The 22,908-nt window shown below is 63.9% G+C and carries 25 protein-coding genes; 8 read left to right on the top strand and 17 right to left on the bottom strand.

From position 1 onward, the window contains the following. Positions 1–21 precede the first annotated feature (21 nt). The 5 genes from dnaB to rpsF all read right to left on the bottom strand — a co-directional run bounded on the left by dnaB (position 22) and on the right by rpsF (position 3,549). Positions 22–1,395, bottom strand: coding sequence for a replicative DNA helicase (gene dnaB, locus CH42_RS01485; protein ID WP_053351445.1), 1,374 nt, complete (start codon positions 1,393–1,395; stop codon positions 22–24). Between the two features lie 473 nt (positions 1,396–1,868). Then, positions 1,869–2,318, bottom strand: coding sequence for a 50S ribosomal protein L9 (gene rplI / locus CH42_RS01480; protein ID WP_053351444.1), 450 nt, complete (start codon positions 2,316–2,318; stop codon positions 1,869–1,871). A 13-nt stretch (positions 2,319–2,331) separates the two neighbouring features. Beyond that, positions 2,332–2,592, bottom strand: a complete 261-nt coding sequence (gene rpsR, locus CH42_RS01475; RefSeq protein ID WP_053351443.1) for a 30S ribosomal protein S18 — start codon at positions 2,590–2,592, stop codon at positions 2,332–2,334. A 48-nt stretch (positions 2,593–2,640) separates the two neighbouring features. Then, on the bottom strand, positions 2,641–3,183 hold the full coding sequence (gene ssb / locus CH42_RS01470) for a single-stranded DNA-binding protein (RefSeq protein WP_053351442.1): 543 nt from the start codon (positions 3,181–3,183) through the stop codon (positions 2,641–2,643). A gap of 3 nt (positions 3,184–3,186) precedes the next feature. Further along, positions 3,187–3,549 carry a 30S ribosomal protein S6 gene (rpsF, locus tag CH42_RS01465; protein ID WP_053351441.1) on the bottom strand — a complete coding sequence of 121 codons (363 nt, stop codon included), beginning with the start codon at positions 3,547–3,549 and terminating at the stop codon, positions 3,187–3,189. Between the two features lie 184 nt (positions 3,550–3,733). Here rpsF and CH42_RS01460 point away from each other — a divergent pair, with 184 nt between their 5' ends. Further along, positions 3,734–4,951, top strand: coding sequence for a glycosyltransferase (locus CH42_RS01460; protein ID WP_075205189.1), 1,218 nt, complete (start codon positions 3,734–3,736; stop codon positions 4,949–4,951). A gap of 39 nt (positions 4,952–4,990) precedes the next feature. Here the strand turns inward: CH42_RS01460 and CH42_RS01455 are convergent, their stop codons facing one another. From CH42_RS01455 to CH42_RS01445, 3 genes are all read right to left on the bottom strand, one after another. Then, the gene (locus CH42_RS01455) at positions 4,991–6,055 is read right to left on the bottom strand and encodes an inositol-3-phosphate synthase (protein WP_053351439.1); all 1,065 of its coding nucleotides are present in this window, start codon (positions 6,053–6,055) and stop codon (positions 4,991–4,993) included. Positions 6,056–6,135: 80 nt separating this feature from the next. Beyond that, complete coding sequence (locus CH42_RS01450) at positions 6,136–6,960, bottom strand: PIG-L family deacetylase (RefSeq protein WP_053351438.1); 825 nt, start codon at positions 6,958–6,960, stop codon at positions 6,136–6,138. Then, complete coding sequence (locus CH42_RS01445) at positions 6,953–8,437, bottom strand: CCA tRNA nucleotidyltransferase (protein WP_053351437.1); 1,485 nt, start codon at positions 8,435–8,437, stop codon at positions 6,953–6,955. Before CH42_RS01445 ends, CH42_RS01450 begins: the two co-directional genes overlap by 8 nt. Positions 8,438–8,490: 53 nt before the next feature. On the opposite strand from CH42_RS01445, the gene CH42_RS01440 reads away from it, so the two are divergent. The 3 genes from CH42_RS01440 to trxA all read left to right on the top strand — a co-directional run bounded on the left by CH42_RS01440 (position 8,491) and on the right by trxA (position 12,238). Then, the gene (locus tag CH42_RS01440) at positions 8,491–10,833 is read left to right on the top strand and encodes a DUF6049 family protein (RefSeq protein ID WP_053351436.1); all 2,343 of its coding nucleotides are present in this window, start codon (positions 8,491–8,493) and stop codon (positions 10,831–10,833) included. A 100-nt stretch (positions 10,834–10,933) separates the two neighbouring features. Next, entirely contained in the window at positions 10,934–11,887 is a 954-nt protein-coding gene (gene trxB / locus CH42_RS01435; protein WP_053351435.1) for a thioredoxin-disulfide reductase, read from the top strand. A gap of 27 nt (positions 11,888–11,914) precedes the next feature. Then, complete coding sequence (gene trxA / locus CH42_RS01430; RefSeq protein ID WP_053351434.1) at positions 11,915–12,238, top strand: thioredoxin; 324 nt, start codon at positions 11,915–11,917, stop codon at positions 12,236–12,238. An 89-nt stretch (positions 12,239–12,327) separates the two neighbouring features. Here trxA and CH42_RS01425 read toward each other — a convergent pair whose 3' ends face one another. From CH42_RS01425 to rpmH, 9 genes are read right to left on the bottom strand one after another with little or no spacing between them, the layout of a single operon-like run. Then, positions 12,328–12,786 (bottom strand): SRPBCC family protein, encoded by a 459-nt coding sequence (locus CH42_RS01425; RefSeq protein WP_053351551.1) that lies wholly within the window; start codon positions 12,784–12,786, stop codon positions 12,328–12,330. Positions 12,787–12,838: 52 nt separating this feature from the next. After that, complete coding sequence (locus CH42_RS01420; protein ID WP_053351433.1) at positions 12,839–13,849, bottom strand: ParB/RepB/Spo0J family partition protein; 1,011 nt, start codon at positions 13,847–13,849, stop codon at positions 12,839–12,841. Positions 13,850–13,853: 4 nt separating this feature from the next. After that, positions 13,854–14,771, bottom strand: a complete 918-nt coding sequence (locus CH42_RS01415; RefSeq protein WP_053351432.1) for a ParA family protein — start codon at positions 14,769–14,771, stop codon at positions 13,854–13,856. Next, a complete protein-coding gene (gene rsmG / locus CH42_RS01410; protein WP_053351431.1) occupies positions 14,764–15,411 on the bottom strand; it encodes a 16S rRNA (guanine(527)-N(7))-methyltransferase RsmG in 648 nt (215 codons plus the stop codon). The genes CH42_RS01415 and rsmG overlap by 8 nt, the downstream gene beginning before the upstream one ends. A gap of 39 nt (positions 15,412–15,450) precedes the next feature. Further along, positions 15,451–15,954, bottom strand: a complete 504-nt coding sequence (locus CH42_RS01405) for a Jag family protein (protein ID WP_082309222.1) — start codon at positions 15,952–15,954, stop codon at positions 15,451–15,453. A gap of 1 nt (position 15,955) precedes the next feature. Further along, positions 15,956–16,909, bottom strand: a complete 954-nt coding sequence (gene yidC / locus CH42_RS01400) for a membrane protein insertase YidC (protein ID WP_053351429.1) — start codon at positions 16,907–16,909, stop codon at positions 15,956–15,958. 4 nt (positions 16,910–16,913) lie between these two features. Continuing rightward, positions 16,914–17,222, bottom strand: coding sequence for a membrane protein insertion efficiency factor YidD (gene yidD, locus CH42_RS01395; RefSeq protein WP_053351428.1), 309 nt, complete (start codon positions 17,220–17,222; stop codon positions 16,914–16,916). Continuing rightward, complete coding sequence (gene rnpA, locus CH42_RS01390) at positions 17,219–17,578, bottom strand: ribonuclease P protein component (RefSeq protein ID WP_075205188.1); 360 nt, start codon at positions 17,576–17,578, stop codon at positions 17,219–17,221. Before rnpA ends, yidD begins: the two co-directional genes overlap by 4 nt. Positions 17,579–17,600: 22 nt before the next feature. Then, positions 17,601–17,738 carry a 50S ribosomal protein L34 gene (gene rpmH, locus CH42_RS01385; RefSeq protein WP_010155609.1) on the bottom strand — a complete coding sequence of 46 codons (138 nt, stop codon included), beginning with the start codon at positions 17,736–17,738 and terminating at the stop codon, positions 17,601–17,603. A gap of 474 nt (positions 17,739–18,212) precedes the next feature. Between rpmH and dnaA the strand changes: the two genes are divergently transcribed. The 4 genes from dnaA to CH42_RS17005 all read left to right on the top strand — a co-directional run bounded on the left by dnaA (position 18,213) and on the right by CH42_RS17005 (position 22,788). Beyond that, positions 18,213–19,625: a chromosomal replication initiator protein DnaA gene (gene dnaA / locus CH42_RS01380; protein ID WP_053351427.1), complete on the top strand. Its 1,413-nt coding sequence runs from the start codon at positions 18,213–18,215 to the stop codon at positions 19,623–19,625. A 377-nt stretch (positions 19,626–20,002) separates the two neighbouring features. Then, the gene (gene dnaN, locus CH42_RS01375; RefSeq protein WP_053351426.1) at positions 20,003–21,145 is read left to right on the top strand and encodes a DNA polymerase III subunit beta; all 1,143 of its coding nucleotides are present in this window, start codon (positions 20,003–20,005) and stop codon (positions 21,143–21,145) included. 7 nt (positions 21,146–21,152) lie between these two features. Beyond that, positions 21,153–22,304, top strand: a complete 1,152-nt coding sequence (recF, locus tag CH42_RS01370; protein ID WP_053351425.1) for a DNA replication/repair protein RecF — start codon at positions 21,153–21,155, stop codon at positions 22,302–22,304. Then, on the top strand, positions 22,210–22,788 hold the full coding sequence (locus CH42_RS17005) for a DUF721 domain-containing protein (protein WP_306455190.1): 579 nt from the start codon (positions 22,210–22,212) through the stop codon (positions 22,786–22,788). The genes recF and CH42_RS17005 overlap by 95 nt, the downstream gene beginning before the upstream one ends. Positions 22,789–22,908: the final 120 nt, after the last annotated feature.

Below are 22,908 nucleotides of genomic sequence, written 5' to 3'. Positions count from 1 at the left end.
GCGTGCGGCTGGCGCTCGGTGTCAGACCTGAGGCATGTCCTGGAAGCGCGAGTAGTGGCCTTGGAATGCGACGGTAACCGTGCCCGTGGGCCCGTTGCGCTGCTTGGCGAGGATGAAGTCGGCCTCACCCGCGCGCGAGCTGTCACGGTCGCCGACGGCTTCGCGGTGCAGCAGGATCACCATGTCGGCGTCTTGCTCGAGCGAGCCCGATTCGCGCAGGTCGCTGATGGCGGGCATTTTGTCGGCGCGCTGTTCAGATGCACGGTTCAGCTGCGACAGTGCGATCACCGGTACGTCGAGCTCTTTCGAGAGCAGCTTGAGCGCTCGCGAGAATTCGGAGACCTCTTGCTGTCGGCTCTCCGACTTCTTGCCGCTCGAGAGCAGCTGCAAGTAGTCGATGACCACCATGCGCAGCCCGTGCTGCTGCTTGAGACGACGGCACTTCGCCCGGATCTCGACCAGCGTGAGGTTCGGGCTGTCGTCGATGTAGAGCGGCGCCTCGGCGACACGCGCCTGTGTGGCTGCGAGCTTCTGGAAGTCGCGCTGATCGAGCGCGCCCTTGCGCAGCGTCTGCATCGGAATGCTGGCCTCTGCAGCGAGCAGACGCATCGCGATCTCGGCTCGCCCCATTTCGAGTGAGAAGAAGACGGTCGGCGCATTCGCGTGCACCGATGCGTTGCGCGCCACATCCATGGCCAACGTCGACTTACCCATGGCCGGTCGGGCCGCGATGATGATCATCTGCCCGCCGGCGAACCCGTTCGTCATCGCGTCGAGCTCGCTGAAGCCCGTGGGCACGCCGAGCATGCCATCCGTCTGGCTGTTGGCCTTGTTGATCTCTTCGAGGGCGGCGTCGACGGCGAGGTGCAGGGGCACATAATCTTCGCCCTGGCTCTCGCCCGTCACTCCGTAGATCTCCGACTGCGCGACGTTGACGAGATCGATCGCCTCGCCTTCGCCCGCATACCCCATCTGCACGATTCGGGTTCCTGCTTCGACCAGACGACGCAGCAGGGCTTTCTCGGCGACGATCTCGGCGTAGAAGCTCGCGTTTGCGGCAGTCGGCACGATGCTGGTCACGGTGTGCAGGTACTCGGCGCCGCCCGCGCGCTGCAGCTCACCGCTCTTGGTCAGCTCGTCGGTGACGGTGATGACGTCGGTCGGCTCACCGCGCGAGTAGAGCGAGAGCACCGCCTCGTAGATGACTTCGTGCTTTGGCACGTAGAAGTCGGGCCCCTTGAGTAGACCCGTGACATCGGCGACGGCGTCTTTCGAGAGCAGCATGCCGCCGAGCGCACTCTGCTCGGCGAGCAGGTCGTAGGGCGGTGTGCGCTCGTGCCCGCGCGACTCTTCTTCGACAAATGGGTCCGGTATGCCCAGGTGCGCGATCGACACTCGGTCACTTCCTCTCGCTGCGGTGGATTCGGTTACTGATCGATCAGACACCAGACCCCGGACATTCACGGTAGGGGTCAGGAGGCCCGGCATCAATCGCCCAACGACGAACCGTTTTCCACCCTGTGGATAACTTGGTGAATAACTCACCGATCTGAGCCACATGTTTTCCACAACGCTGGGGAAAACATGTGGAGGGCTTGTGGAGGAGAAGTAATTTAGCTTCTCTGATCTGGTTTTTTACTTTTCCACAGGGGAAAAGTTATTCGAGTCTCAAGTGCGCATTGAACCTTGACGAAACGCCCGACATGTGGAGAACTTGCGCCACGCCGAACGCAATTGGTAGCGCTTTCAGATTCACATCCAAACTTCCTGTTCACGCGGTGTTCAGCGCCAGGACCCCGAGAATACGACGGCGGGGTGCGACTCCGGATCACCGGAATCGCACCCCGCCGTGTCGCGAGAACGGAGCTTTAGCGCTCCGAGATCACCTGCAGCGTGATCTTGGCGTCGACACCCTCGTGAAGATGGATGATCGCCTGGTACTCGCCCGTGGTCTTGATTGCGGGGAGCGTGATCTTACGCTTGTCGATCTCGCCGATGCCGGCAGCCGAAACAGCGTCGGCAACCGCAGCGGGCTTGATCGAACCGAAGAGACGGCCACCGGTGCCGGTCTTCGCCTGGAGACGGATCTTGCCCGCCTGCAGCTTCGCCTTGAGCGCCTGCGCGTCTTCGACCGAAGCGAGCGCACGCGCGTCGCGAGCCGCACGGAGCTGCGCGACCTGAGCCTCGCCACCGCGGGTCCAGTGCACTGCGTAGCCCTGGGGCACGAGGTAGTTGCGTGCGTAACCGGTCTTGACGTCTACAACATCACCGGCGGAACCGAGGCCCTGGACCTCGTTCGTCAGAATAACCTTCGACATGTTGCTCTACTCCTTAGCGGCCGGAACCGGCGTAGGGGAGGAGAGCCATCTCGCGGGCATTCTTAACTGCCTTGGCGATGAGTCGCTGCTCCTGGACGGACACGCCGGTGATGCGGCGGGCGCGGATCTTGCCGCGCTCAGAGATGAACTTGCGGAGCGTTGCGACATCTTTGTAATCGATGACGCCGACGGTCTGCTTCTTCGCGGGTGCGAGGGTCTTGGCGTTCTTACCGCGACCCGGCTTGCGGGCTGCGCCGCTGGACTTGCCTGCCATAATTGGTCTCTTTTCGTGATGCGTTCCGGCTGGGCCGGATCAAGAAGTTTAGAAAGGTTGCTCGTCGTCGAAACCGCCGCCGAAGCCGCCGCCGGAATCGCCCTGGCCCGAGTTCGTCCAGGGGTTGTCCTGCTGCTGCTGGGGCTGAGCGGCGGGCTGACCCCAGCTGCTCTGCCCGGCGGGCTGATTCGAGTTGCCGCCACCGAAGCCGCCGACCTGACCACGTGCCTGGCCGCGAGCGACCTGAGCAGTGGCGAAGCGGAGCGACGGCCCGACCTCTTCGACCTCAAGGTCGAGAGAAGTGCGCTGCTGCCCCTGGTTGTCGGTGTAGCTGCGCTGGGTGAGGCGGCCCTGCACGATGACGCGCATGCCCTTCGTGAGCGATGCGGCAATGTTGTCGGCGTACTCTCCGTACGCGCGGCAACCGAGCCACAACGGTTCGCCGTCCGACCAGTCACCCGACTGACGATCGCGCACGCGCGGCGTCGAGGCGATCCGGAAGGTCACCCAGGACTTACCCGCCTGGCTGACACGCGGCTCCGGGTCGGCAACCAAGTTGCCAACGACTGTGATCAGCGGCTCACCGGCCATGAGCTACGCGCCGACCTTTGCAGCGGCACGTGCCGCCTTGGCCTGGTCGCGCTTCGTCTGAGCAGCGCGCTGGGCGATGAGCTCGTCGGAGCGGAGCACCTTGGTGCGGAGCACGGCCTCGGACAGGCCCAGCTGGCGATCGAGCTCAGCGGTGGCTTCGTGCGACGCGGTGAAGTTCACCACGACGTAGATGCCCTCGGACTGCTTCTTGATCTCGTAGGCCAGACGGCGCTTGCCCCAGATGTCGATGTTCTCGATCTCGCCGCCCGCATTGCGGATGACGCCGAGGAACTTCTCAATGCTGGGGGCAACGGTGCGCTCGTCGATACCCGGATCGAGGATCACCATCAGTTCGTACGGATGCATTATTGACCCACCTCCTTCGGACTTCACGGCCACAGGATTTCTGTGACAGGAGGGTGTTTGTGCATCGTGCCTCCGTGACGCACTGGTGTGCGGCACGCAGACAACCTCAACAGCTTAGCACTTTGCGGCCGTATTGGCACCTGTGCACTGACCCACCGCAGCCATCCCGCCTAGGCTGATCACCATGCGGATCGCGCTCATCTCGATGCACACCTCTCCGGCGGCGGTGCCGGGGAGGGGCGATGCCGGGGGAATGAACGTGGTGGTCAGCGAGGCAGCCAGTGCGCTCGCCGCTCGCGGTCACGATGTTTCGGTGATCACGCGGGCGACCGCTGCCGAGCCCGCAGGCGTCAGGCCTCTGCAGACCGGTCACCCCACCGGAGCGCGATTGATCTCCATCGCCGCGGGTGATCCCGATGCGCCGAAAGAGGCATTGCCCGCACTCGTTCCCGATTTTTCGCGAGCCATGATCTCGCGGTTCGCGGATGATCACGCATTCGATGCGGTGCACGCGCACTACTGGCTGAGTGGAGTTGCGGCCCTCCCGCTGGCGGCGAGGTCGCGCGTCGTGCCCGCGATCACGCTTCACACCGTCGGGGCGCAGAAAAATGCGCTGCTCGCGCCCGGAGCACGCCCCGAACCTCCGCTGCGCCTCGCCGCCGAGCGCGCAGTCGTGATGCGCGGTGCCGCGGTCGCGGTGAGTCGTGCCGAAGCCGCGGCGATCCGCCACGCGTCCGCGGTGCCGGTCGCCGATGATCGACTCGTGCTCCCGGGAGTCGACACGTCGACGTTTCATCCTCGACCGCGCGATGTTTCCCGTGAAACACCGACCACGCTGCGCCTCACGGTGCTCGGTCGCGTGCAACCCCTTAAGGGCCAGGATCTCGCCGTGTGTGCCGCGGTCGCGCTCGCGCAGCGCGACCCCGAACTCTGGTCGCGCACTGAACTGATCATTGCGGGGGAGCCAACGTCCGGTGCTGAACCATTCGCGCGGCAATTGCGCGAGCTCGCCCGCATCGGCGGCATCGCGAAGCAGGTGCGGTTTCTCCCCGCGCAGGATCGCGAGAGCGCCGCCCAGCTCCTCGCCGAAAGCACGCTCGCGCTCGTACCGTCGCACTCGGAGACCTTCGGCCTGGTCGCCCTCGAAGCCGCGGCGAGCGGCACCCCGGTCATCGCGGCGGCGCACACCGGGCTCGTTGAGGCCGCACCCGACGGCGTTGCGGGGGCCCTCGTCGAGGGGCGCGATCCGGAGCAGTGGGCCGCCGTCATCGCCGCACTGCTGCGCGACCCCGCACGCCTCACCTGTCTGCGGGAGAGCGCGCGGCGGCACGCACTCTCCCATGATTGGAGTGCACACGCCGCCGCGCTCGAACGCATCTACGGGAGCCTGCGCCTCACGTGAAACTCGCGCCGAGGACGCACCCGCCCTCGCGCACCCGTGTCACTCGCCGAGGAACGCCTCGAGCTCCTCGCGCGCCGCGTGATCTGGCTTTTGCACCGCCGGCGACTTCATGAAGTAGGCCGAGGCGGACTCGACGGGACCGGCGAGGCCGCGATCCAGCGCCACCTTCGCGCTGCGGATGGCATCGATCATCGTTCCGGCGGAGTTGGGGGAGTCCCAGACCTCGAGCTTGTACTCGATGCTCATCGGGACGTCGCCGAAGCCGCGGCCCTCGAGTCGCACGAACGCGAACTTGCGGTCCTCGAGCCACGGCACGTGGTCGCTCGGCCCGATGTGGACGTCGTCGGCGGGCAGGTCGACGTCGATGTTCGAGGTGACCGCCTGCGTCTTCGAGATCTTCTTCGACTTCAGGCGGCTGCGCTCGAGCATGTTCTTGAAGTCCATGTTGCCGCCGACATTGAGCTGGTACGTGTGGTCGAGCGCGACACCACGGCTCTCCATGAGGCGAGCGAGCACGCGGTGCGTGATCGTCGCGCCGACCTGGCTCTTGATGTCGTCGCCCACGATGGGCAGCCCCGCCGCGACGAACTTCGCGGCCCATTCCGGATCGCTCGCCACGAACACGGGCACCGCGTTCACGAAAGCCACCCCCGCTTCGAGCGCCGCCTGGGCGTAGAACTTCACGGCGTCATCGCTGCCGACCGGCAGGTAGCACGCGAGCACCTCGGCACCCGAGTCGCGCAGCACCTGGGCCACATCGACGGGGGTGAGCTCTGATTCCTCGACCGCGTCGCGGTAGTACTCGCCGAGCCCGTCGAGCGTCGGACCGCGCTGCACCTCGATGCCGAGCGTCGGCACGTCCGAGAACTTGATCGTGTTGTTGTGCCCCGCCCAGATCGCCTCGCTGAGATCGAGACCGACCTTCGTCGCGTCGACCTCGAACGCGGCCACGAACTCCAGATCGGAGACGTGGTACCCGCCGAGTCGCACGTGCATCAGGCCCGGAACCTGCTCATCGTCGGCAGCGCCGCGGTAGTACTCCACGCCCTGCACCAACGAGCTCACGCAATTGCCAACGCCCGCGAGGGCCACCTTCACACTCATCGCACCCCTGTTCTCCGTGTGATTCGGGCGCGAGAACGCCCAACGAGTCAGCTTAGCGAGACGGGGCGTGCGGCTCGGCGTCAGCTCCGCGCTTCGGCGTTCGTCGTGCGCGACTCCGGCGCGGGAGTCAGACGACGGAACACCTCGATCGTGCGGATGGCTTCGCGCTGGCCGCCCACGTGCACAATGTCGTCACCATCGACGGTGAGCTGCGTCGCGTATCCGCGCAGCGCGGCGACCTTGCGGGGGAGCCACTCGGTGACATCGTGGACCTCGAACGCGTCGGTGTCGGCCTCGTCGACAGCCGTTGCGTCGGCAGCCGCCGGGTCGCCGACGATCTCCCAGAACGGCAGATCGAGCGCCTGGGCCACGGCACGCGCGAGGCGATGCGCAAACACGTGGTCGGGGTGCCCGTACCCGCCTCCGTCGTCGTAGCTCACGATGACCTGCGCACCCGACTGGTAGGCAGCGGCCAGCAGGTCGTTGAGCGCTTCGACGGCGGGCGCCGAGGTGAGGGCATCGGGCCCGGCTTCGGGCGCCGCGGTCGCGCGGCCGTCGGGCCCCCAGATCATGCCGGAGTCCTCGTAGATCACCGGAGGGAAGCCTTCGGCCCGCGCGGGTTCGACCCCGAGAAACGCGTGGCGCTCGACGCCGAGCATGCCAAGTGCGGTCTTCAGCTCGTTCTGCCGCGCGACGGCGATGCCATGCGCGGCGACCAGTGCCTCGAGCGGGCCGGCGACGACCTCGCCCTGCTCGCCACGAGTCAGGGTGACCAGCAACGGTTCGCGCCCGGCTTCGGCGAGTGCGGCGAGTGTGCCGCCGGTCGCGATGGTCTCATCGTCGGGGTGCGCGTGGACGAACATCGCCCGAGGGCGCCCGTCGAACCAGGTCGCTGCGTCACTCATCGGGGGTCTCCTGTCGGGCGGTTCGAGACGAATGTGTCAGGGCGTCGGACGGCTGCGCTGCGTACCAGGCGCGCAGCCGATCGGCTGCGGCTTCCTCACCGATGGGCCCCTCGTCGAGGCGCACCTCGAGCAAATACTTGTAGGCCCGGCCGACGACCGGCCCGGGCGCGATACCGAGCAATGCCATGATCTGCTCGCCATCGAGTTCGGGGCGCACCGCGGCGAGCTCCTCGGCTTCGGCGAGCTCATCGATGCGCCGCTCGATGTCGTCGTAGGCGTGCTCGAGCCGCTCCGCCTTGCGGCGGTTGCGGGTCGTCACGTCGGCGCGCGTGAGAATGTGCAGTCGCTCGAGCTCCGCGCCGGCGTCGCGCACGTAGCGTCGCACCGCGGAGTCGGTCCACTGCTGGTCGCTGTACCCGAAGAACCGCAGGTGCAGTTCGACGAGTCGGGCGACGCGCTTCACGGTGTCGTTGTCGAAGCGCAGTTCGCGCAGTCGCTTCTTCGCCAGCTTCGAACCGACCACATCGTGGTGGTGGAAGGTGACGCCACCGCGTTCGAATCGCCGGGTCGCGGGTTTGCCGATGTCGTGGAGCAGGGCGGCGATGCGCAGCACGATGTCGGGTTCGGTCGTTTCGGAATCGCGCCGCTCGAGCTCGAGCGCGATGGCCTGCCGCAGCACCGTGAGGCTGTGCTCGTACACATCCTTGTGGCGGCCGTGGTCGTCTTGCGTCTCGACGAGGGCGGTCAGCTCGGGGAGGAAGCGGTCGACGAGGCCGGTCTCGACGAGCAGGCGGATCCCGGGTTCCGGGTCGGGTGCCGAGAGCAGCTTCACGAACTCATCGCGAATGCGCTCCGCCGAGATGATGTCGAGTCGTTCCGCGAGCTCGTACATCGAAGCCTGCGTTTCCGGGGTGACCGCGAATCCCAGCTGCGCGGCGAACCGTGCGGCTCGGAGCATGCGCAGCGGATCATCCGTGAACGAGATCTCGGGTGCACCCGGCGTGCGGATCGTGCCGGCCAGCAGATCCTCAACGCCACCGGAGACGTCGACGAGTCGCAGATCCGGCAGCATCAACGCGAGCGCGTTGATCGTGAAGTCGCGCCGCACGAGATCACCCTCGATGGAGTCGCCGAATTGCACGTCGGGCTTGCGGGAATCATCGCGGTAGATTTCAGCACGATAGGTCGTGATCTCAACGGTCTCGCCATGCACCTTTGCGGCGATGGTGCCGAAGTCGCGACCCACATCCCACACATTCCCCGAGACCGAATCGAGAATGACGCGCGTCTCATCGGGCCGAGCCGAAGTCGTGAAGTCGAGATCGGTGACCGGTCGGCCGAGCAGGGCGTCGCGCACCGGCCCGCCGACGAGAGCGAATTCGTGGCCGCGTGCGGCGAATGCCGCGGCCAGCGTGGCGACCGGCGCCGAATCGGCGATGGCGCGCACGGCGTCCATCGAGGCAGCGAGGGAGGGCATCTCACCAGGGTACCTGGGTCCGCTCCACGACCCCGTTCCCTACACTTGGCGCTATGCCTTCTCTGCCCCGAGTTTCCCGTCGCGTCGCCGGCGCCTGGGCACTCGCCGCCGCAGTCGCGCTCGGCGGAGTTCTCGGAGCCGTTCCGGTGACGGCGGCGTCCGCTGCTGCGGTTGGGGTTCGTGTCGGATCGCCCGAAGCGGCTGCGCAACCGGCCGAACGGCAGACCGAGCAGCAGGCCGGTTCCGAGGCTTCAGACGCTGCGACGCCGAGTGCCGATCTCGTCATCGCGCCGCAAGACACCGTGCTCGAGCCCGGCACGAACGACGTGCAGTTCAGTGTGCTCGTGCGCAATACCGGTGACGTCGACCTGCCCGCTGGGCAACTGTCGCTCGTCATCGGGTCCCGGCCCCTCGACGACCTCGATGCGCTCAGCGAACGTGACGACGAATCGCCCGGCGTCGCCATGGCCATCGGCACGGCGGAGATCGGCACGACGGGTGCGGGGGAAGAACAGACCACGACGATCGCGGTGCCGCGCTCCGAGCTGCCGCTCACCGCGTCGTCGGACGCCGGCGTCTATCGCGTACAGGGCACACTGGCGTTCGCCGAGGCTCCGGCATCGGGTCCTGCGGAGTTCGACGACGACGAACTCGCATCACTGAGCGATCTCATCGCGACCACCCCGCTCGTCTGGCGCGGGGCCGGCGAGGGCACCGTGCCCACGAGCCTCATCGTGCCATTCGTCCTGCCCTCCGACATCCGCACCCTGCCCACCCGGCAGCAGCTCGACGAGCTCTCGCGCAACTGGGACCGTCTGCTCACTGCGGCGCGTTCGCACCGCGCCACGATCGCGATTGATCCCCGCATCATCGCGGGGATTCGCGCGTACGGAGACGATGCACCGCGCAGTGCGCAGCTGCTGCTGGGTCGCCTCGAGTCGACCGCGCTGCCATCGCTCCTGCTGCAGTTCGCCGATGCCGACCCCGCCGCTCAGGCGGCCCTCGGGTTCACCTCGCTGCTTGAACCCACCAGTCTCGACTTCGTATCGCGATTCGGCACCTTCCCGGACGTGAGCACCGACATCTCCGGCGACTCCTCCGGTCAATCGTCAGATGCGTCGGGCAGCGACAGCGACACGAGTACGCCCTCGCCGAGCAGCACCCCGTCACCGTCACCGACTCCCACACCGGATGCAGGCGAGGAGGAGAACGCGAACGCGGACGACGAGAATTCGCCGGTCGATGCCGACGAGCCCGACGTCGCGCTCCCGGAACTCACCGAACTGCTGGAGTGGCCCGCAGAAACCGCAGCAACCGCGTGGCCCGCCGGGGGACGCGCCAATGCTGAAACGCTTGAGCTGCTCGAAAGCAGTGGAATTGACCAGCTCGTGTTGAGCTCGGACGCCGTCACCCGCACCGGTGGTCCCCGTGCCGCACTCGGCGACGCGGAAGCAACCGTCACCGACGCCGGCCTCGACTCGGCTGCGCGCCGAGCACTCGCGGGTACCTCAGAGACCGAGCGCTCTGCCGGGCTCACCGACCTCGCCGCACGGCTGGTCATCGAGGCGCAGTCCGGTTCCACCGGCGTGGTCATCGGTCTCGACCGCGGTGCCGTCGGCGATGCCGCGGACCCTGCGACCCTGCTCGATGCGCTCGACCGCTTCACTTGGGCGACACCGACCGCCGTGGCAGATCAGCCCGTCGGCAGCGCACGCCTCGCCGAATCAGGCCCGTCTGAAGACCGCCTCGAACTGCTGCGCGCCGCCGCCAACCGAGAGGCCTCCGTCGCAGAGGTCGGCGCCGTGCTCGTGCACCCCGAGTATCTGTCTGGATACCAGCGCACCCGACTCCTCGAACTCTTCGCCACCCGGTATGCCGACACCGACGTCGACTTCGCCGATGTGGCCGCCGCGTTCCGCGCACGCGATGCCGAACTGCTCGACGGCGTGCAGGCCATCAGCACGGAGCACATTCAGCTCGTGGGCAGCTCCACGCGGGTTCCTGTGCAGATCAAGAACGCACTCCCGTTCGATGCAGTTGTCACCGTGCAGGTCGATCCGGCATCGGCGGCCCTCTCCGTGGGCGAGCGACGCTTTGCCGACGTCCTCGTCTCGGCCGAGTCCAATGAACGGGTACTCGTGCCCGTGCGCAGTCGCGTCTCCTCGGGCGAATCAGGTTTGGTCGTCGGCATCTCGACGGTCGACGGCACCCACACCGTCTTCACCGGAACGCTCTCGATCACCATTCGCAGCAGTGTCGAGACCATCGCGTTCTGGGTGCTGGGCATCCTCGCCGCAGCCCTGCTCGGATTCGGCATCTGGCGCAGCATCCGCCGTCGACGCGCACGCCGCGACCGGCACGGCGATCCCGCAGCCGCGCCCACCGGTGACGCCTGAGCGCACCCCCGAAGCGGCAGGAATACCGCGCGCCTAGTATGGGTTGTACCCACCGAGCGGCCCAGGCCGCGAATTCCGTCACCGGTGTGCAAGGAGCCTCATGCACCAGATCATCATCATCGGATCCGGCCCCGCCGGGTTCACCGCCGCAATCTACGCTGCGCGCGCCGGCCTGCAGCCCGTGCTCTTCGCAAGCTCCGTCGGCATCGGCGGCGAGCTGATGAACACCACCGAGGTCGAGAACTTCCCCGGCTTCCCGGAGGGTGTGCAGGGCCCCGACCTCATGCAGAAGATGCAGGAGCAGGCGGAGAAATTTGGCACCGAGGTCGTCTATGACGACATCACCGAGGTCGACTTCAGCGGCGAGATCAAGCGCGTCACCGCCGGCGACGGCTCCGTTCACGAAGCCCACACCGTGATCTATGCGACCGGTTCGGCGTACCGCAAGCTCGGCATTTCCGATGAGGATCGCCTCTCCGGTCACGGCGTCTCGTGGTGCGCGACCTGCGACGGATTCTTCTTCCGCGAGAAGACGATCGCGGTCGTGGGCGGCGGCGACTCCGCGATGGAAGAAGCCACGTTCCTCACTCGCTTCGCCGACAAGGTCTACGTGATCCACCGCCGCGAAGAGCTCAAGGCGTCGAAGATCATGCAGCAGCGCGCATTCGACAACGAAAAGATCGAGTTCGTGTGGAACTCCGAGGTCGCCGCGATTCACGGAGACGAGCAGCTCAGCGGCGTCACCCTGCGCGACACCGTCGACGGCACCGAGAGCGAACTCGCGCTCGAAGGCTTGTTCATCGCGATCGGCAACGACCCCCGCACGCACCTCGTGCACGGCAAGCTCGATCTCACGGAAGACGGCACCATCGCGGTCGAGGGGCGCACCTCACGCACCTCGTCGCCCGGTGTCTTCGCCGCGGGCGACGTCATCGACCCGTCGTACCGCCAAGCCATCACCGCCGCGGCATCCGGAACGGTCGCCGCGCTCGATGCGGAGCACTACCTCGCCGCACGCGAGCAGGCCGAGCACACCGCTCTCGCCGCCGTCTAACCAGCAGAACTGTCAGAAGGAGTTATCGTGTCCAACGCAATCACCGTAGACGAGCAGAATTTCGAGCAGGCCGTGCTCCAGAGCGACGTGCCCGTGCTCGTCGACTTCTGGGCCGAGTGGTGCGGCCCGTGCCGCGCTGTCGCACCGGTGCTCGACCAGATCGCCGCCGAGCAAGAGGGCAAGATCATCATCGCGAAGCTCAATGTCGATGAGAACCCCAACCTCGCGGCTCAGTTCCGCATCACCTCGATTCCTGCCATGAAGGTCTTCAAGGGCGGCGAAGAGGTGCGCGAGATCATCGGCGCCATGCCGAAGCCCATGATCGAGGAGCACCTCAACGGCATCATTTGAGCGCACTCGCGCTGTGTAACGGCTGTGGCCGGGATTCCGATCGGGTTCCCGGCCACAGCCGTTACTGCAGGTGCTGCGCTCAGAGCAGCTCAGTGATGCACGTTCGTCTCTGCGAGCTTAGCCAGGCGATCTACCGAGGCACGGAGCGCATCTGCGGTGAAGGATCGCGCACGCTCGAATCGACTTTCGTCGGTGAGCCCGCTCCAGTCGTAGGTGTGTCGCACCAGCGTCGTGCCATCGCCGACCGGTTCGAGTTCCCATCGCCACAGATGCCCGGGTTGCACTTCGCCCACCGGGCTCGGCTTCCACGCGATCAGGCGGCCCTCGATGAACTCGACCACATGATTCGCGCGCACGTGACCGCCAGTGTTGTGCATCACGAATACGTCGCCGATGCCGTGCACCCGCTGCCCGTCTGCGGCCTCGCTGAGGTTGTCGTTGCCATCCCACTCGGGTTGCCGCGACGGGTCGGCGATCAGTTCAAACAGTGCAGCGGCATCGGCGGAGACGACTCGCTCAGCCGTGACGATTCGGGAATCTTCGCTCACGACGACAGTCAAACACACCCGGAGGCTGTGCGAAGCTGCAACCTCGTGAACGTTATGCGCCGAACCCCGGGTCGCCGAGATCGGAAAGGATGCGCTTCAGATCAGCGATGGTGGCGAAGTCGATGACGATCTGCCCCTTCTTCGCACCGAGCTTCACCGCGACTCGCGTATTGAAACGGTCACCGAGACGATCAGCGATCTCACCCAGCTGCGCCTGCACGCCGCCGGCCCGAGCCTTCGGCCCGCGGCGCTTCGGCTCATCAGCTGCGGCAGACTCCGCGGCGCGCACAGACAGGCCCTCGTTCACCACCTTGTCGGCGAGACGCTGCATGGCATCAATGTCGCCATCGAGTGACAGGATCGCTCGAGCATGGCCCGCTGACAGCACTCCGGCAGCAACCCGCGCTTGCACCGTCTCGGGGAGACGCAGCAGGCGAATGGTGTTGGAAATCTGCGGTCGTGACCGTCCGATGCGCTCGGCGAGCTGCTCCTGGGTGATCCCGAAGTCAGCGAGCAACTGCTGGTACGCCGATGCTTCTTCGAGCGGGTTCAGCTGTGCACGATGCAGGTTCTCGAGCAGCGCATCTCGGAGCATGTGCTCATCGGCTGTGCTCCGCACGATCGCGGGAATCGTCTCGAGTTCAGCGCGCTTCGACGCACGGAGTCGACGCTCACCCATGATGAGTTCATATCGCGGCCCCTGCTCGGGCACCGGCTCAATGGCACGCACGACGATCGGCTGAAACACCCCGAACTCGCGGATGCTGTGCGTAAGCTCATCGAGCGCCTGCTCGTCGAACTCGGTACGCGGCTGCACGTGATTGGGCACGATGTCGCTGACATCGAGTCGAGTCAGGCGGGCGCCGGGCACCTCTTGCAGCTGTTCGTCAGCGGCATTCGGTGCGACGTCCTGAGGTGTGCCAGCCGCAGCCGTGTTCTCGGCGTCGACCGGCGTCGAACTCGCCGGGAAGAAGACGTCAACCGGGCGCTCGCCCGTCGACGGCGACTGCGGAATGAGCGCACCGATACCGCGCCCGAGGCCGCCTCGTTTCTTCGTCGCCATTCCGTTACGCCTTTCCGTCTTCGTGAGTGCCGGCCGCCACCGGCGCGCCTGCTCCGCGATCCGCCATCTCGGCAGCCGCTTCGAGGTATGCAAGTGCTCCAATCGATGCCGCATCATACGCGTGCACCGTCTGACCGTAGCTCGGAGCCTCCGAGATCCTCACGGATCTCGGGATGATCGCTCCGAGCACCTGCTCGGGGAAGTGCGCACGTACTTCCCCGGCCACCTCCTGAGCGAGATTCGTGCGGGCGTCGTACATCGTGAGCAGAATCGTCGAGATGCGCAGCCCGGGATTCAGGTGCTTCTGAATCAGCTGGATGTTGCCGAGCAACTGACTCAGGCCCTCGAGCGCGTAGTACTCGGTCTGAATGGGAATCAGAACTTCGTCTGCGGCGACGAATGCGTTCACGGTCAGCAGCCCCAGTGACGGCGGGCAATCGATGAAGACGTAGTGGTACGTGCGCTCCGAGGTTTCAAGGAAGTTCTGCAGTGCCGTGCGCAGTCGCTGTTCACGTGCAACCAACGAGACGAGTTCGATCTCGGCACCCGCAAGGTTGATCGTGGACGGAACGCACCACAAATTCTCGTGGTCCGTTGTCGGTTGCAGCGCATCGGGAATATCGTCATCGCCGAGCAGCACGTCATAGATGCTCGTAACTTCTGGCCGATGCGGCACTCCGAGGGCTGTGGATGCATTGCCCTGCGGGTCCATATCGATCACGAGCACATTGGCGCCGCGTCGTGCGAGTGCCGAAGCGAGATTGACGGTCGTCGTCGTCTTGCCGACGCCACCCTTCTGGTTCGATACGGTGATGATCCGCGTCGCATCAGGAAGCGGCGACACGGTCTCCGCGAGTTTGCGCCGTCGCCGAATCTTGTCGACGAGGTGGTCGCCGACGAGCGATTTCTCCGCTTCAGCCATGTCTCACGATTTTAGCCCGAAAGACTCGTGTCGTTTCAGCCAGCAATCCCGCGCCGAGCTCTTCAACCGTGACGTCGCGCACCCGATACTTGCGGAGCGCTTTCTCCGCGGTCTCGATCTCGGCCTCGACAGATGCCCCCTTCAGGAACAGCATCTCCCCACCGTCGACGAGCAGGGGAGCGGTCAACGGCACCAGCTTGCGGAGCGCAGTCACCGCGCGCGCCGTGATCTGGTCGACCTCGAACGCATCGTGGTACTCCTCGGCACGCCCCCGGCGCACTTCGGCATTCGTCAGGCCGAGAGCGTCGATCTGTTCCTGCAGCCAGGCACAGCGACGCTCCATGGGTTCGATGAAGATGAAGTGTGCATCGGGCCGCACGATGGCCAGTACCAGTCCGGGCATGCCGCCCCCGGTGCCGATGTCGGCGACCTGCGCGCCAGCGCGGACGAGCGGTGCGAGCACGGCACTGTTGAGCAGATGACGCGTCCACAGGCGAGGGGCTTCAAGCGGGCCGATGAGGCCCAACTCTTCACCTCGCCCACCGAGACCTGCAGCAAAGGCTCGCAGCAACTCGATGCGGTCTCCGGCAATCTCTGCTGCAGCCGCGGGTTCCTGCTCGATGACGACGTCATCGGACATGGGGCTCCTCCCGGAGTTTCACGTGAAACGAGTGCGAATTCAGGCGGCGCTGATCACGAGTCGGCGATCGCGGCCTTCACCGCGCGACTCGGAGTGGTAGCCGCGTGATGCGACCTCGTCGTGCACGAGCTTCCGCTCGTACGATGACATGGGTTCAAGTTCAACAGTGCTGCGCCCGGCAACGATCTGAGCGACTGCGCCATCGACCATGCGCTTGAGCTCGATGGCTCGGGCGTCGCGCGATCCACCGACATCGACGATGAGCCGAGAGAATCGGCCGGTCTTGGCCTGCACGGCGAGTCGCGTCAGGTCCTGCAGCGCCTGAACCGCATCCGGGCCGGCGATCCGATCGAGATCCGCGCCGCCGCCCGTCACCGAAACGTAGGCACGACCATTGGCGACGTCGATGTCGATATCGCCGTCAAGGTCAGCGATATCGAGCAGTCCCTCGATGTAGTCGGCGGCAAGGTCGCCGTCTGACTCGAGATCGGCCAGGCTCAGCTCTTGGGTCTCCGTCTCAGGAGTCGTCGTTTCAGCGGTCACGCTACTTGCCCTTCTTCTTCGCACGCTTGGAGCTCAGGGGCTGCTGACGCTGGCCCTCTGGGGGAGCGATGATCTCTTCGCCGCGCGCCTGGGCGCGCTTCTCGTCGTCGGTGAGCTTTCCCTTGGCCTTCAGTCGCGCCTGACGCTCACGCCACGCATCGCTGCCGGGAGTCGGCATGTTGCGGATGACGATGAACTGCTGCGCCATCGTCCACAGGTTTGAGGTGAACCAGTACACGTTGAGTGCGAGGGGGAATGCGACGCCCGAGAACAGGAACGCGAACGGGATGATGTACAGCAGGATGCGCTGCTGGCGGTACATCGGCGAGTTCTTCGTCTCATCCGAGACGTTCTTCGACATGATCTGCAGCTGGGTGAAGAACTGCGAGCCGATCATCAAGATGACGTTGATGCCGAGCAGCACGACTACGGTCCAGTTGCCTGATTCCCAGCCCTGGGTAAAGGTCATCTTCAGCGGTGCACCGAACAGCGACGCCGCATTGAAGTTGTTCGTGAGTTCCTTGGTCATGAAGCCGATGCCCACCGAGTTGTCGGCCGCGTGGCGCAACACGTAGAAGAGGGAGAAGAACACGGGCATCTGAATCAGGATCGGCAAGCACGACGAGAACGGGTTCGTGCCGTGCTTCTTGTACAGTGCCATCGTCTCGCGGCTCATGGCCTCGCGAGAGAACTGATCTTTCTTGCCCTTGTACTTGTCCTGGATCTTCTTCATCTCAGGAGCAAGATCCATCATGCGACGCTGCGACTTGATCTGTCGCACGGTCACCGGGATCAGCGCCGAACGCACCACGACGACGAGTCCGATGATCGAGAGCACCCAGGTGAGCCCGGATTCGGGATCCATACCGATCCACGTGAACGCCTGATGCCAGACCGCGAGCACGAGCTCGACGAGCCAGCGAAGCGGCCAGAGAATTGTTTCGAAGAAGTCCACCGGGTTAAGCCTTTCGCTCGATGGGGCGGACGAAGCCGCGGGTGTTGGTCACGTAGTGTGCATGCGCGCGCGGAGCGACATCATCGACGCCGCCGGCGGTGAAAGGATTGCAGCGCAGCAACCGCCACGCAGTGAGCGCGGTTCCGACCGTGAAGCCGCGAAGTTGATACGCCTCCACAGCGTATCTGGAACACGATGGATAATACCTGCACACTTCGCCGTACAGTGGCGAGACAAGACGCCGATACGCGTGCATGCAGGCGATCGCTGCATTTCGGGGGAGCAGCCAGATCTCATGAACGATTCGGATCATGTGCTGGCTGCTTCTTTGGGGGAGTTGATCCGAGCGATCGCCCGCGTCATCTCGCGTTCGAGTTCGGCGAAGCTCGCGTCCGCCGCCGCGGGGAGTGCACGGAAGACGACATCGATTCCGGTGGCGCCGCCGGCGATCTGCCGTTCGACGACAGTTTTCATTCGGCGGCGTACACGATTGCGCGTGACCGCGTTCCCGACAGCCTTGGAGATAATGAAGCCATACCTCGCTGGCGCGTCTTCGCCTGAACGCAAAACCGCGTGGGTGATGCACAGTGCACCACCCACGCGGCGGCCGGCACGAAGAGTGCGCCGGTAGTCTTCACCCCGGGTGACACGATTGCGCCTTGCGGGCATGATCGAGTTCGGGGTGCAGAAATTACGCGGTGAGCTTCGAGCGGCCCTTGCCGCGACGAGCTGCAACGATGGCGCGACCGGCACGGGTACGCATACGGGCACGGAAACCGTGCACCTTTGCGCGGCGGCGGTTGTTGGGCTGGAAGGTACGCTTGCTCATAGTGAAGGCTCCGTGACTTATGGAATAGATCCCCGAGCGTCTGAGCGTCGAGGAAGTCGGATGTTGGTAGCTCGCGTTCGTACGTTCACCGATGAATGTCTTTCTTCGGTGGGCATGCGACTACGCGCTCGCGTGTTGCGAGCTACCCATACAAGGTCTTTACTCTACGCGCTTCAGGCCGTTCCGTCAAAGTTGTCAAGCGTATCGTGCGGCATGTTCTCCTGCGCTCCGGCACCGGCTGAGGTGAAATCGTGCAATTTTGACCGGTGGACTTGCCTGTGGACAAATCTGTGACTAACGTTGGCGCAAGCATTTCCACACGGCTGCAGTCTGCTGTATTTCCGCGAAACTCTGTCCGATTCGCTGTGGATAAGCCTGGGTATAACCAGGTTCCGTTCGGAAGAATTTTGAGGCAGGAGTCACGTGACTGAGGACGAGCTTCAGGAAGTCTGGGAACGAGTCACTCAGGCGGTGATGGGGGATCCGGCAGTGGGCCCCGCCGTGGGAGCGCAACTTGCGCTGGCGCTTCCCCGTGGCATTGCTGCGGGGACGCTGTACCTCGCGGTCCAGCTGGATTTCACGTTGAAGCTCTTGGAAAACCGCTTGCGCCCAGCGATCATGACGGCCATTGCGAATATTCCTGAGGCCCGCGAGATCGAGAACTTCGTGGTGATCGTCGATGAAGACGCTCACCCCGATATTGATCCGGAACCGTCGCCCGAGCCTCGGGTCGCATCGACGCCGGAACCCATGCCAGATTTCGATGGGGGCTTCGGCGGATTCGAACCGAGTCGGGCTGAATCATCACGTCCAGTTGCTGAGCCTCGCCGGCGCCACGGTGTGGATGAGGTGCTCGACAGCCGGCTCAATGAGAAGTATCGATTCGATAGCTTCGTGATCGGCCAGTCCAATCGCTTCGCGCACGCTGCTGCAGTCGCGGTCGCCGAAGCTCCGGCTCGCGCATACAATCCACTCTTTATCTACGGGGATTCCGGTTTGGGGAAGACCCACCTGCTGCACGCCATCGGACATTATGCGCGTGAGCTGTTCCCGGATGTGCGTGTTCGGTATGTGAGTTCTGAAGACTTCACGAACGATTTCATCAACTCCATCGCCAACAACCAGGGCGCGGCGTTTCATGCGCGGTATCGCAGCGTCGACATTCTGCTCGTCGACGACATCCAGTTCCTTGAAGACAAGGTTGAGACCCAAGAGGCGTTCTTCCACACGTTCAACACCCTTCACGACCACAACAAGCAGGTGGTCATCACGAGCGATGTGCAGCCGAAGCAGCTGCGTGGGTTCGAAGAGCGCATGCTCTCGCGCTTCGAGTGGGGCCTGCTCACCGATATTCAGGTTCCCGACCTTGAGACGCGTATCGCCATTCTTCGAAAGAAGGCGGAACGTGAGAATCTCGAGATCGATTACAGCATCCTTGAGTTCATCGCCAGCAAGTTCTCATCGAACATTCGCGAGCTCGAGGGCACGTTGATCCGCGTCACCGCCTATGCGAGCCTCAACCAGCAACGCATTGACATGCAGTTGGTGCATACCGTGTTGAAAGATCTGATCACCCTCGATGCCGACAACGAGGTGCAGCCTTCCGACATCATCAATAAGACCGCCGAGTACTTCGATCTCTCAGTCGATGACCTCTACGGACCGACGCGTGCGCAGCAGATCGCAACCTCGCGTCAGATCGCAATGTACCTGTGCCGCGAGTTGACCCCGCTGTCGTTGCCCAAGATTGGCCAACTCTTCGGTGGACGTGATCACACGACGGTGATGTACGCGCACAAGAAGATCTCACAGCTCATCGCTGAACGTCGTTCGATCTACAACCAGGTGACCGAATTAACCACCCGCATCAAGCAAGGCACGCGGTAGAGAAGTTATCCACAAGAATTCATTCACATGTGGATAGCTGGGGAGAACTCGACAATTTTTGTGCATGAATTCGCCCGGCCTGTGAGTCGAGTCGCTCACGCCGGTTGCCAGAAAATGTCAAGGATCGCGATCTATGCACCGCTCTTCCACAAGCTACAAACGTGTAGTTCATTGCTGGGAGTAGCGATGTGTCGAGTTATCCACACAATCCACAGACGTTAACACTGTTAACATCCCTCTCATTTTTAACGGGCACTCGATCACGCGAACGACATCCGCGGTGTACTGCTTCACAAGAATGCTCGCCCCTACGGAGTATGCAAAGATTGTGAACCGGAGCAGATACGCGACCCAGTTCGCGTGCGGAGGGAAGTCAGATGCGTTTCACCGTCAATCGTGACGTGTTCAGCGAAGCCGTATCGTTCGCGGTCAAACTGCTTCCCCAGCGCCCGACACAGCCCTTGTTGAGCGGTGTACTCATTGAAGCCGATGGCGACCAGTTGACGGTCTCATCGTTTGACTATGAGGTCTCCGCACGCACGTCGATCACCGCTGTGGTCGGAGATGCGGGTCGCGCGCTCGTTTCCGGTCGATTGCTCGGTGAAATCGCTCAGCGTCTTCCACACTCTGACGTCGATGTCACGCTGATCGATAGCCGCGTTGAAGTTCGTTGTGGGTCAGCGTCATTCAGCCTGCCGGCGATGCCTGTCGAAGAGTACCCGCAGGTACCCCGCATTGATGAGGTGTCGGGGTCCGTTCCGGCAGACGTGTTCTCAGACGCGATCGCTCAGGTATCACTGGCAGCCTCGAAGGACGATGTCACTCCGGTCATCACGGGCGTGCAGTTCGAGATCAACGAGAACTCTCTGACGCTGACGGCTACGGACCGGTATCGCGTTGCGACGCGCAGCATCGATTGGGAGCACCGTGACGCTCAGGAGTCGCTGACGGCCCTCGTTCCCTCGAAGATCGTGACCGAGGTCGGCAAGACGTTCTCGGGGGACGGCGTGGTGCAGGTCACCATCATCAAGGATGCCGATCGTGAACTGATTGCATTCACCGGCGGTACCAAAACGGTGACCTCATTGCTGATCAAGGGGAATTACCCCCCGGTTGGTCGTTTGTTCCCCGAGAGCGTCGATAATTATGCGGTGATCAGCACTTCTGAGCTCGTCGAAGCTGTGGGCCGAGTCGGCTTGGTGCTCGAACGTGAGGCGGCATTGCGCTTCTCGTTTGCAGAAGGCACGGTGACACTCGAGGCTGCGGGTACCGAGTCGGCGCAGGCTGTGGAGACGGTGGACGCGCATCTCGTCGGTGACGAGATGGTGGTATCACTGAAGCCGCAATTCTTGCTCGATGGACTTCGCTCGACGCACGCAGAGTTCGCTCGAGTGGCCTTCACCCGCACTGACAATCCCGGGAAGCCGGGGCCGGTGTTGATTACCAGCCAGCGGAGCAAGGAAGATGCTGATGAAGAAAGCTTCCGCTACCTGTTGCAGCCGAACCTGCTCCTTCGATAGGCGATAGATGCGTGTCACGCATCTATCGCTGAAAGACTTCCGCAACTACGCGGAAGCTGAACTCCCGCTGCATGCCGGCCCGAATCTCCTGATCGGTCGTAATGGTCAGGGAAAGACGAACCTCGTCGAGGCGATTGGTTATTTCGCTTCTCTGCGTTCGCACCGAGTGACGGGTGACGCAGCACTCGTTCGAGCTGGTGCAGACGCTGCGGTTGCGCGTATGCGACTGCAAGCGGGCGAACGTGATGTGTTGCTCGAAGTCCAGATCAATCGCGATCGCGCGAATCGTGCCCAGGTCAACCGCAACTCGGTTCGACCGCGCGAGGTGACTCGGTGGTTTTCTTCGGTGGCATTCGCTCCGGAAGACCTGATTATCGTTCGTGGAGAGCCCTCAGGACGTCGCCGGTTTCTCGACGAGGCATTGGTGGCGCGCCATCCGATGGCTGCGAGCGTGCTGGCTGACTACGAAAAGGTAGTTCGGCAACGTACATCGTTGCTCAAATCGAGTCGCGGCTCACTTCGGGTGATCGAAAGCACCCTTCCGATTTGGGATGCACAGCTCATTGAGCTCGGTTCGCAGATCATGCTCGCTCGACGCGAGCTGCTTCGGGATCTCATTCCGCCGTTGCAGCTGGGCTACGAGGCGCTGGCCGGCGCAGATCACGCGCCTGGTTTATCGATGCATGAGTCCATGTCCGATGCCCTCCGGCCCGAGCGTGTTTCACGTGAAACGTTGAGTGAAGAATTCCGTGAGGCGCTGGATCTCGTTCGCGTGAAGGAAATTGACCGCGGTGTCACGCTTATCGGGCCGCATCGCGATGACATGGCATGCACACTCAACCAGCTGCCCGTCAAAGGCTACGCCAGCCATGGCGAGTCTTGGTCCTACGCACTCTCACTCAAGCTTGCGCTCGCGGAACTGCTGCGGACAGAGTCCACCGCCGGCGACCCAGTCATTATCTTGGATGATGTTTTTGCGGAACTTGATGCGTCACGTCGTACCCGCCTCATGGCAGCGGTGGGGGAGTATGAGCAGGTGATTGTGACGGCAGCGGTTGAGTCCGATGTTCCGCAAGACTTGCAGTGGTTCCGAACGCACATCGAGAGTGGAGAGATCCTATCTGTCGAATCTCATGGGGACACCGATCAGCATGCCTGAAGCAACTGATCTCCCCTTCGCGACTGACGCCTACCTGCGAGCGAAGTCGGTGTGGCGAGGTGTACCGCAACGCCAACGTCGGGTAACGGCGCAGTCAGACACTCTGGGAGGGAGCCCCTTCGGCTTCGGCCGTGATCCGCGCACGCTGTCGGATGTACTGGTCACGATGTCTGTCGAAATGGGTTGGAATGTAGAACTGGAGCAGGCCCGAGTGATCGGGGAGTGGTCCGAGTTCGTGGGGGAGGCGACCGCCGAACACACTGAGGTCATCGGCATTAGTCACGGTGTGCTGCAGATTCAATGCAACTCGACCACCTGGGCGACAGAACTGAGACGACTCCGAGCTGAAATGCTGACTCGGTTGCTCCTCGAATACCCCGACTCAGAGATCAGCGACTTGCGCTTTCTCGCTCCTGGAGCACCGTCGTGGCGGCATGGTCCGCGCACGGTTCCGGGGCGCGGACCACGCGATACCTATGGGTAGAAGAGTCGCGAGACGTTCGGTGCGAGGTCAGCCGCTCAGAGATTGAGTCGACAGATTCTGAAGGTGGGGACGATCCCCTCCTTGAATTGCGCCATAACGGGCCGTGGCGCCCCGTCAGAG

The organism is Leucobacter musarum subsp. musarum (assembly GCF_001273845.1).
Taxonomy (GTDB): domain Bacteria; phylum Actinomycetota; class Actinomycetes; order Actinomycetales; family Microbacteriaceae; genus Leucobacter; species Leucobacter musarum.
The sequence above is the reverse complement of the archived record's forward strand: the minus strand, read 5'-3'. Positions and strand labels throughout refer to the sequence as shown.

Coding starts and splice junctions, on each gene's coding strand:
- rplI (WP_053351444.1), bottom strand. CDS start 2,318: ATGTCGAAGGTTATTCTGACGAACGAGGTCCAGGGCCTCGGTTCCGCC.
- rpsR (WP_053351443.1), bottom strand. CDS start 2,592: ATGGCAGGCAAGTCCAGCGGCGCAGCCCGCAAGCCGGGTCGCGGTAAG.
- ssb (WP_053351442.1), bottom strand. CDS start 3,183: ATGGCCGGTGAGCCGCTGATCACAGTCGTTGGCAACTTGGTTGCCGAC.
- rpsF (WP_053351441.1), bottom strand. CDS start 3,549: ATGCATCCGTACGAACTGATGGTGATCCTCGATCCGGGTATCGACGAG.
- CH42_RS01460 (WP_075205189.1), top strand. CDS start 3,734: ATGCGGATCGCGCTCATCTCGATGCACACCTCTCCGGCGGCGGTGCCG.
- CH42_RS01455 (WP_053351439.1), bottom strand. CDS start 6,055: ATGAGTGTGAAGGTGGCCCTCGCGGGCGTTGGCAATTGCGTGAGCTCG.
- CH42_RS01450 (WP_053351438.1), bottom strand. CDS start 6,960: ATGAGTGACGCAGCGACCTGGTTCGACGGGCGCCCTCGGGCGATGTTC.
- CH42_RS01445 (WP_053351437.1), bottom strand. CDS start 8,437: ATGCCCTCCCTCGCTGCCTCGATGGACGCCGTGCGCGCCATCGCCGAT.
- CH42_RS01440 (WP_053351436.1), top strand. CDS start 8,491: ATGCCTTCTCTGCCCCGAGTTTCCCGTCGCGTCGCCGGCGCCTGGGCA.
- trxB (WP_053351435.1), top strand. CDS start 10,934: ATGCACCAGATCATCATCATCGGATCCGGCCCCGCCGGGTTCACCGCC.
- CH42_RS01420 (WP_053351433.1), bottom strand. CDS start 13,849: ATGGCGACGAAGAAACGAGGCGGCCTCGGGCGCGGTATCGGTGCGCTC.
- CH42_RS01415 (WP_053351432.1), bottom strand. CDS start 14,771: ATGGCTGAAGCGGAGAAATCGCTCGTCGGCGACCACCTCGTCGACAAG.
- rsmG (WP_053351431.1), bottom strand. CDS start 15,411: ATGTCCGATGACGTCGTCATCGAGCAGGAACCCGCGGCTGCAGCAGAG.
- yidD (WP_053351428.1), bottom strand. CDS start 17,222: ATGATCCGAATCGTTCATGAGATCTGGCTGCTCCCCCGAAATGCAGCG.
- rnpA (WP_075205188.1), bottom strand. CDS start 17,578: ATGCCCGCAAGGCGCAATCGTGTCACCCGGGGTGAAGACTACCGGCGC.
- rpmH (WP_010155609.1), bottom strand. CDS start 17,738: ATGAGCAAGCGTACCTTCCAGCCCAACAACCGCCGCCGCGCAAAGGTG.
- dnaA (WP_053351427.1), top strand. CDS start 18,213: ATGGGGGATCCGGCAGTGGGCCCCGCCGTGGGAGCGCAACTTGCGCTG.
- dnaN (WP_053351426.1), top strand. CDS start 20,003: ATGCGTTTCACCGTCAATCGTGACGTGTTCAGCGAAGCCGTATCGTTC.
- recF (WP_053351425.1), top strand. CDS start 21,153: ATGCGTGTCACGCATCTATCGCTGAAAGACTTCCGCAACTACGCGGAA.
- CH42_RS17005 (WP_306455190.1), top strand. CDS start 22,210: ATGTTCCGCAAGACTTGCAGTGGTTCCGAACGCACATCGAGAGTGGAG.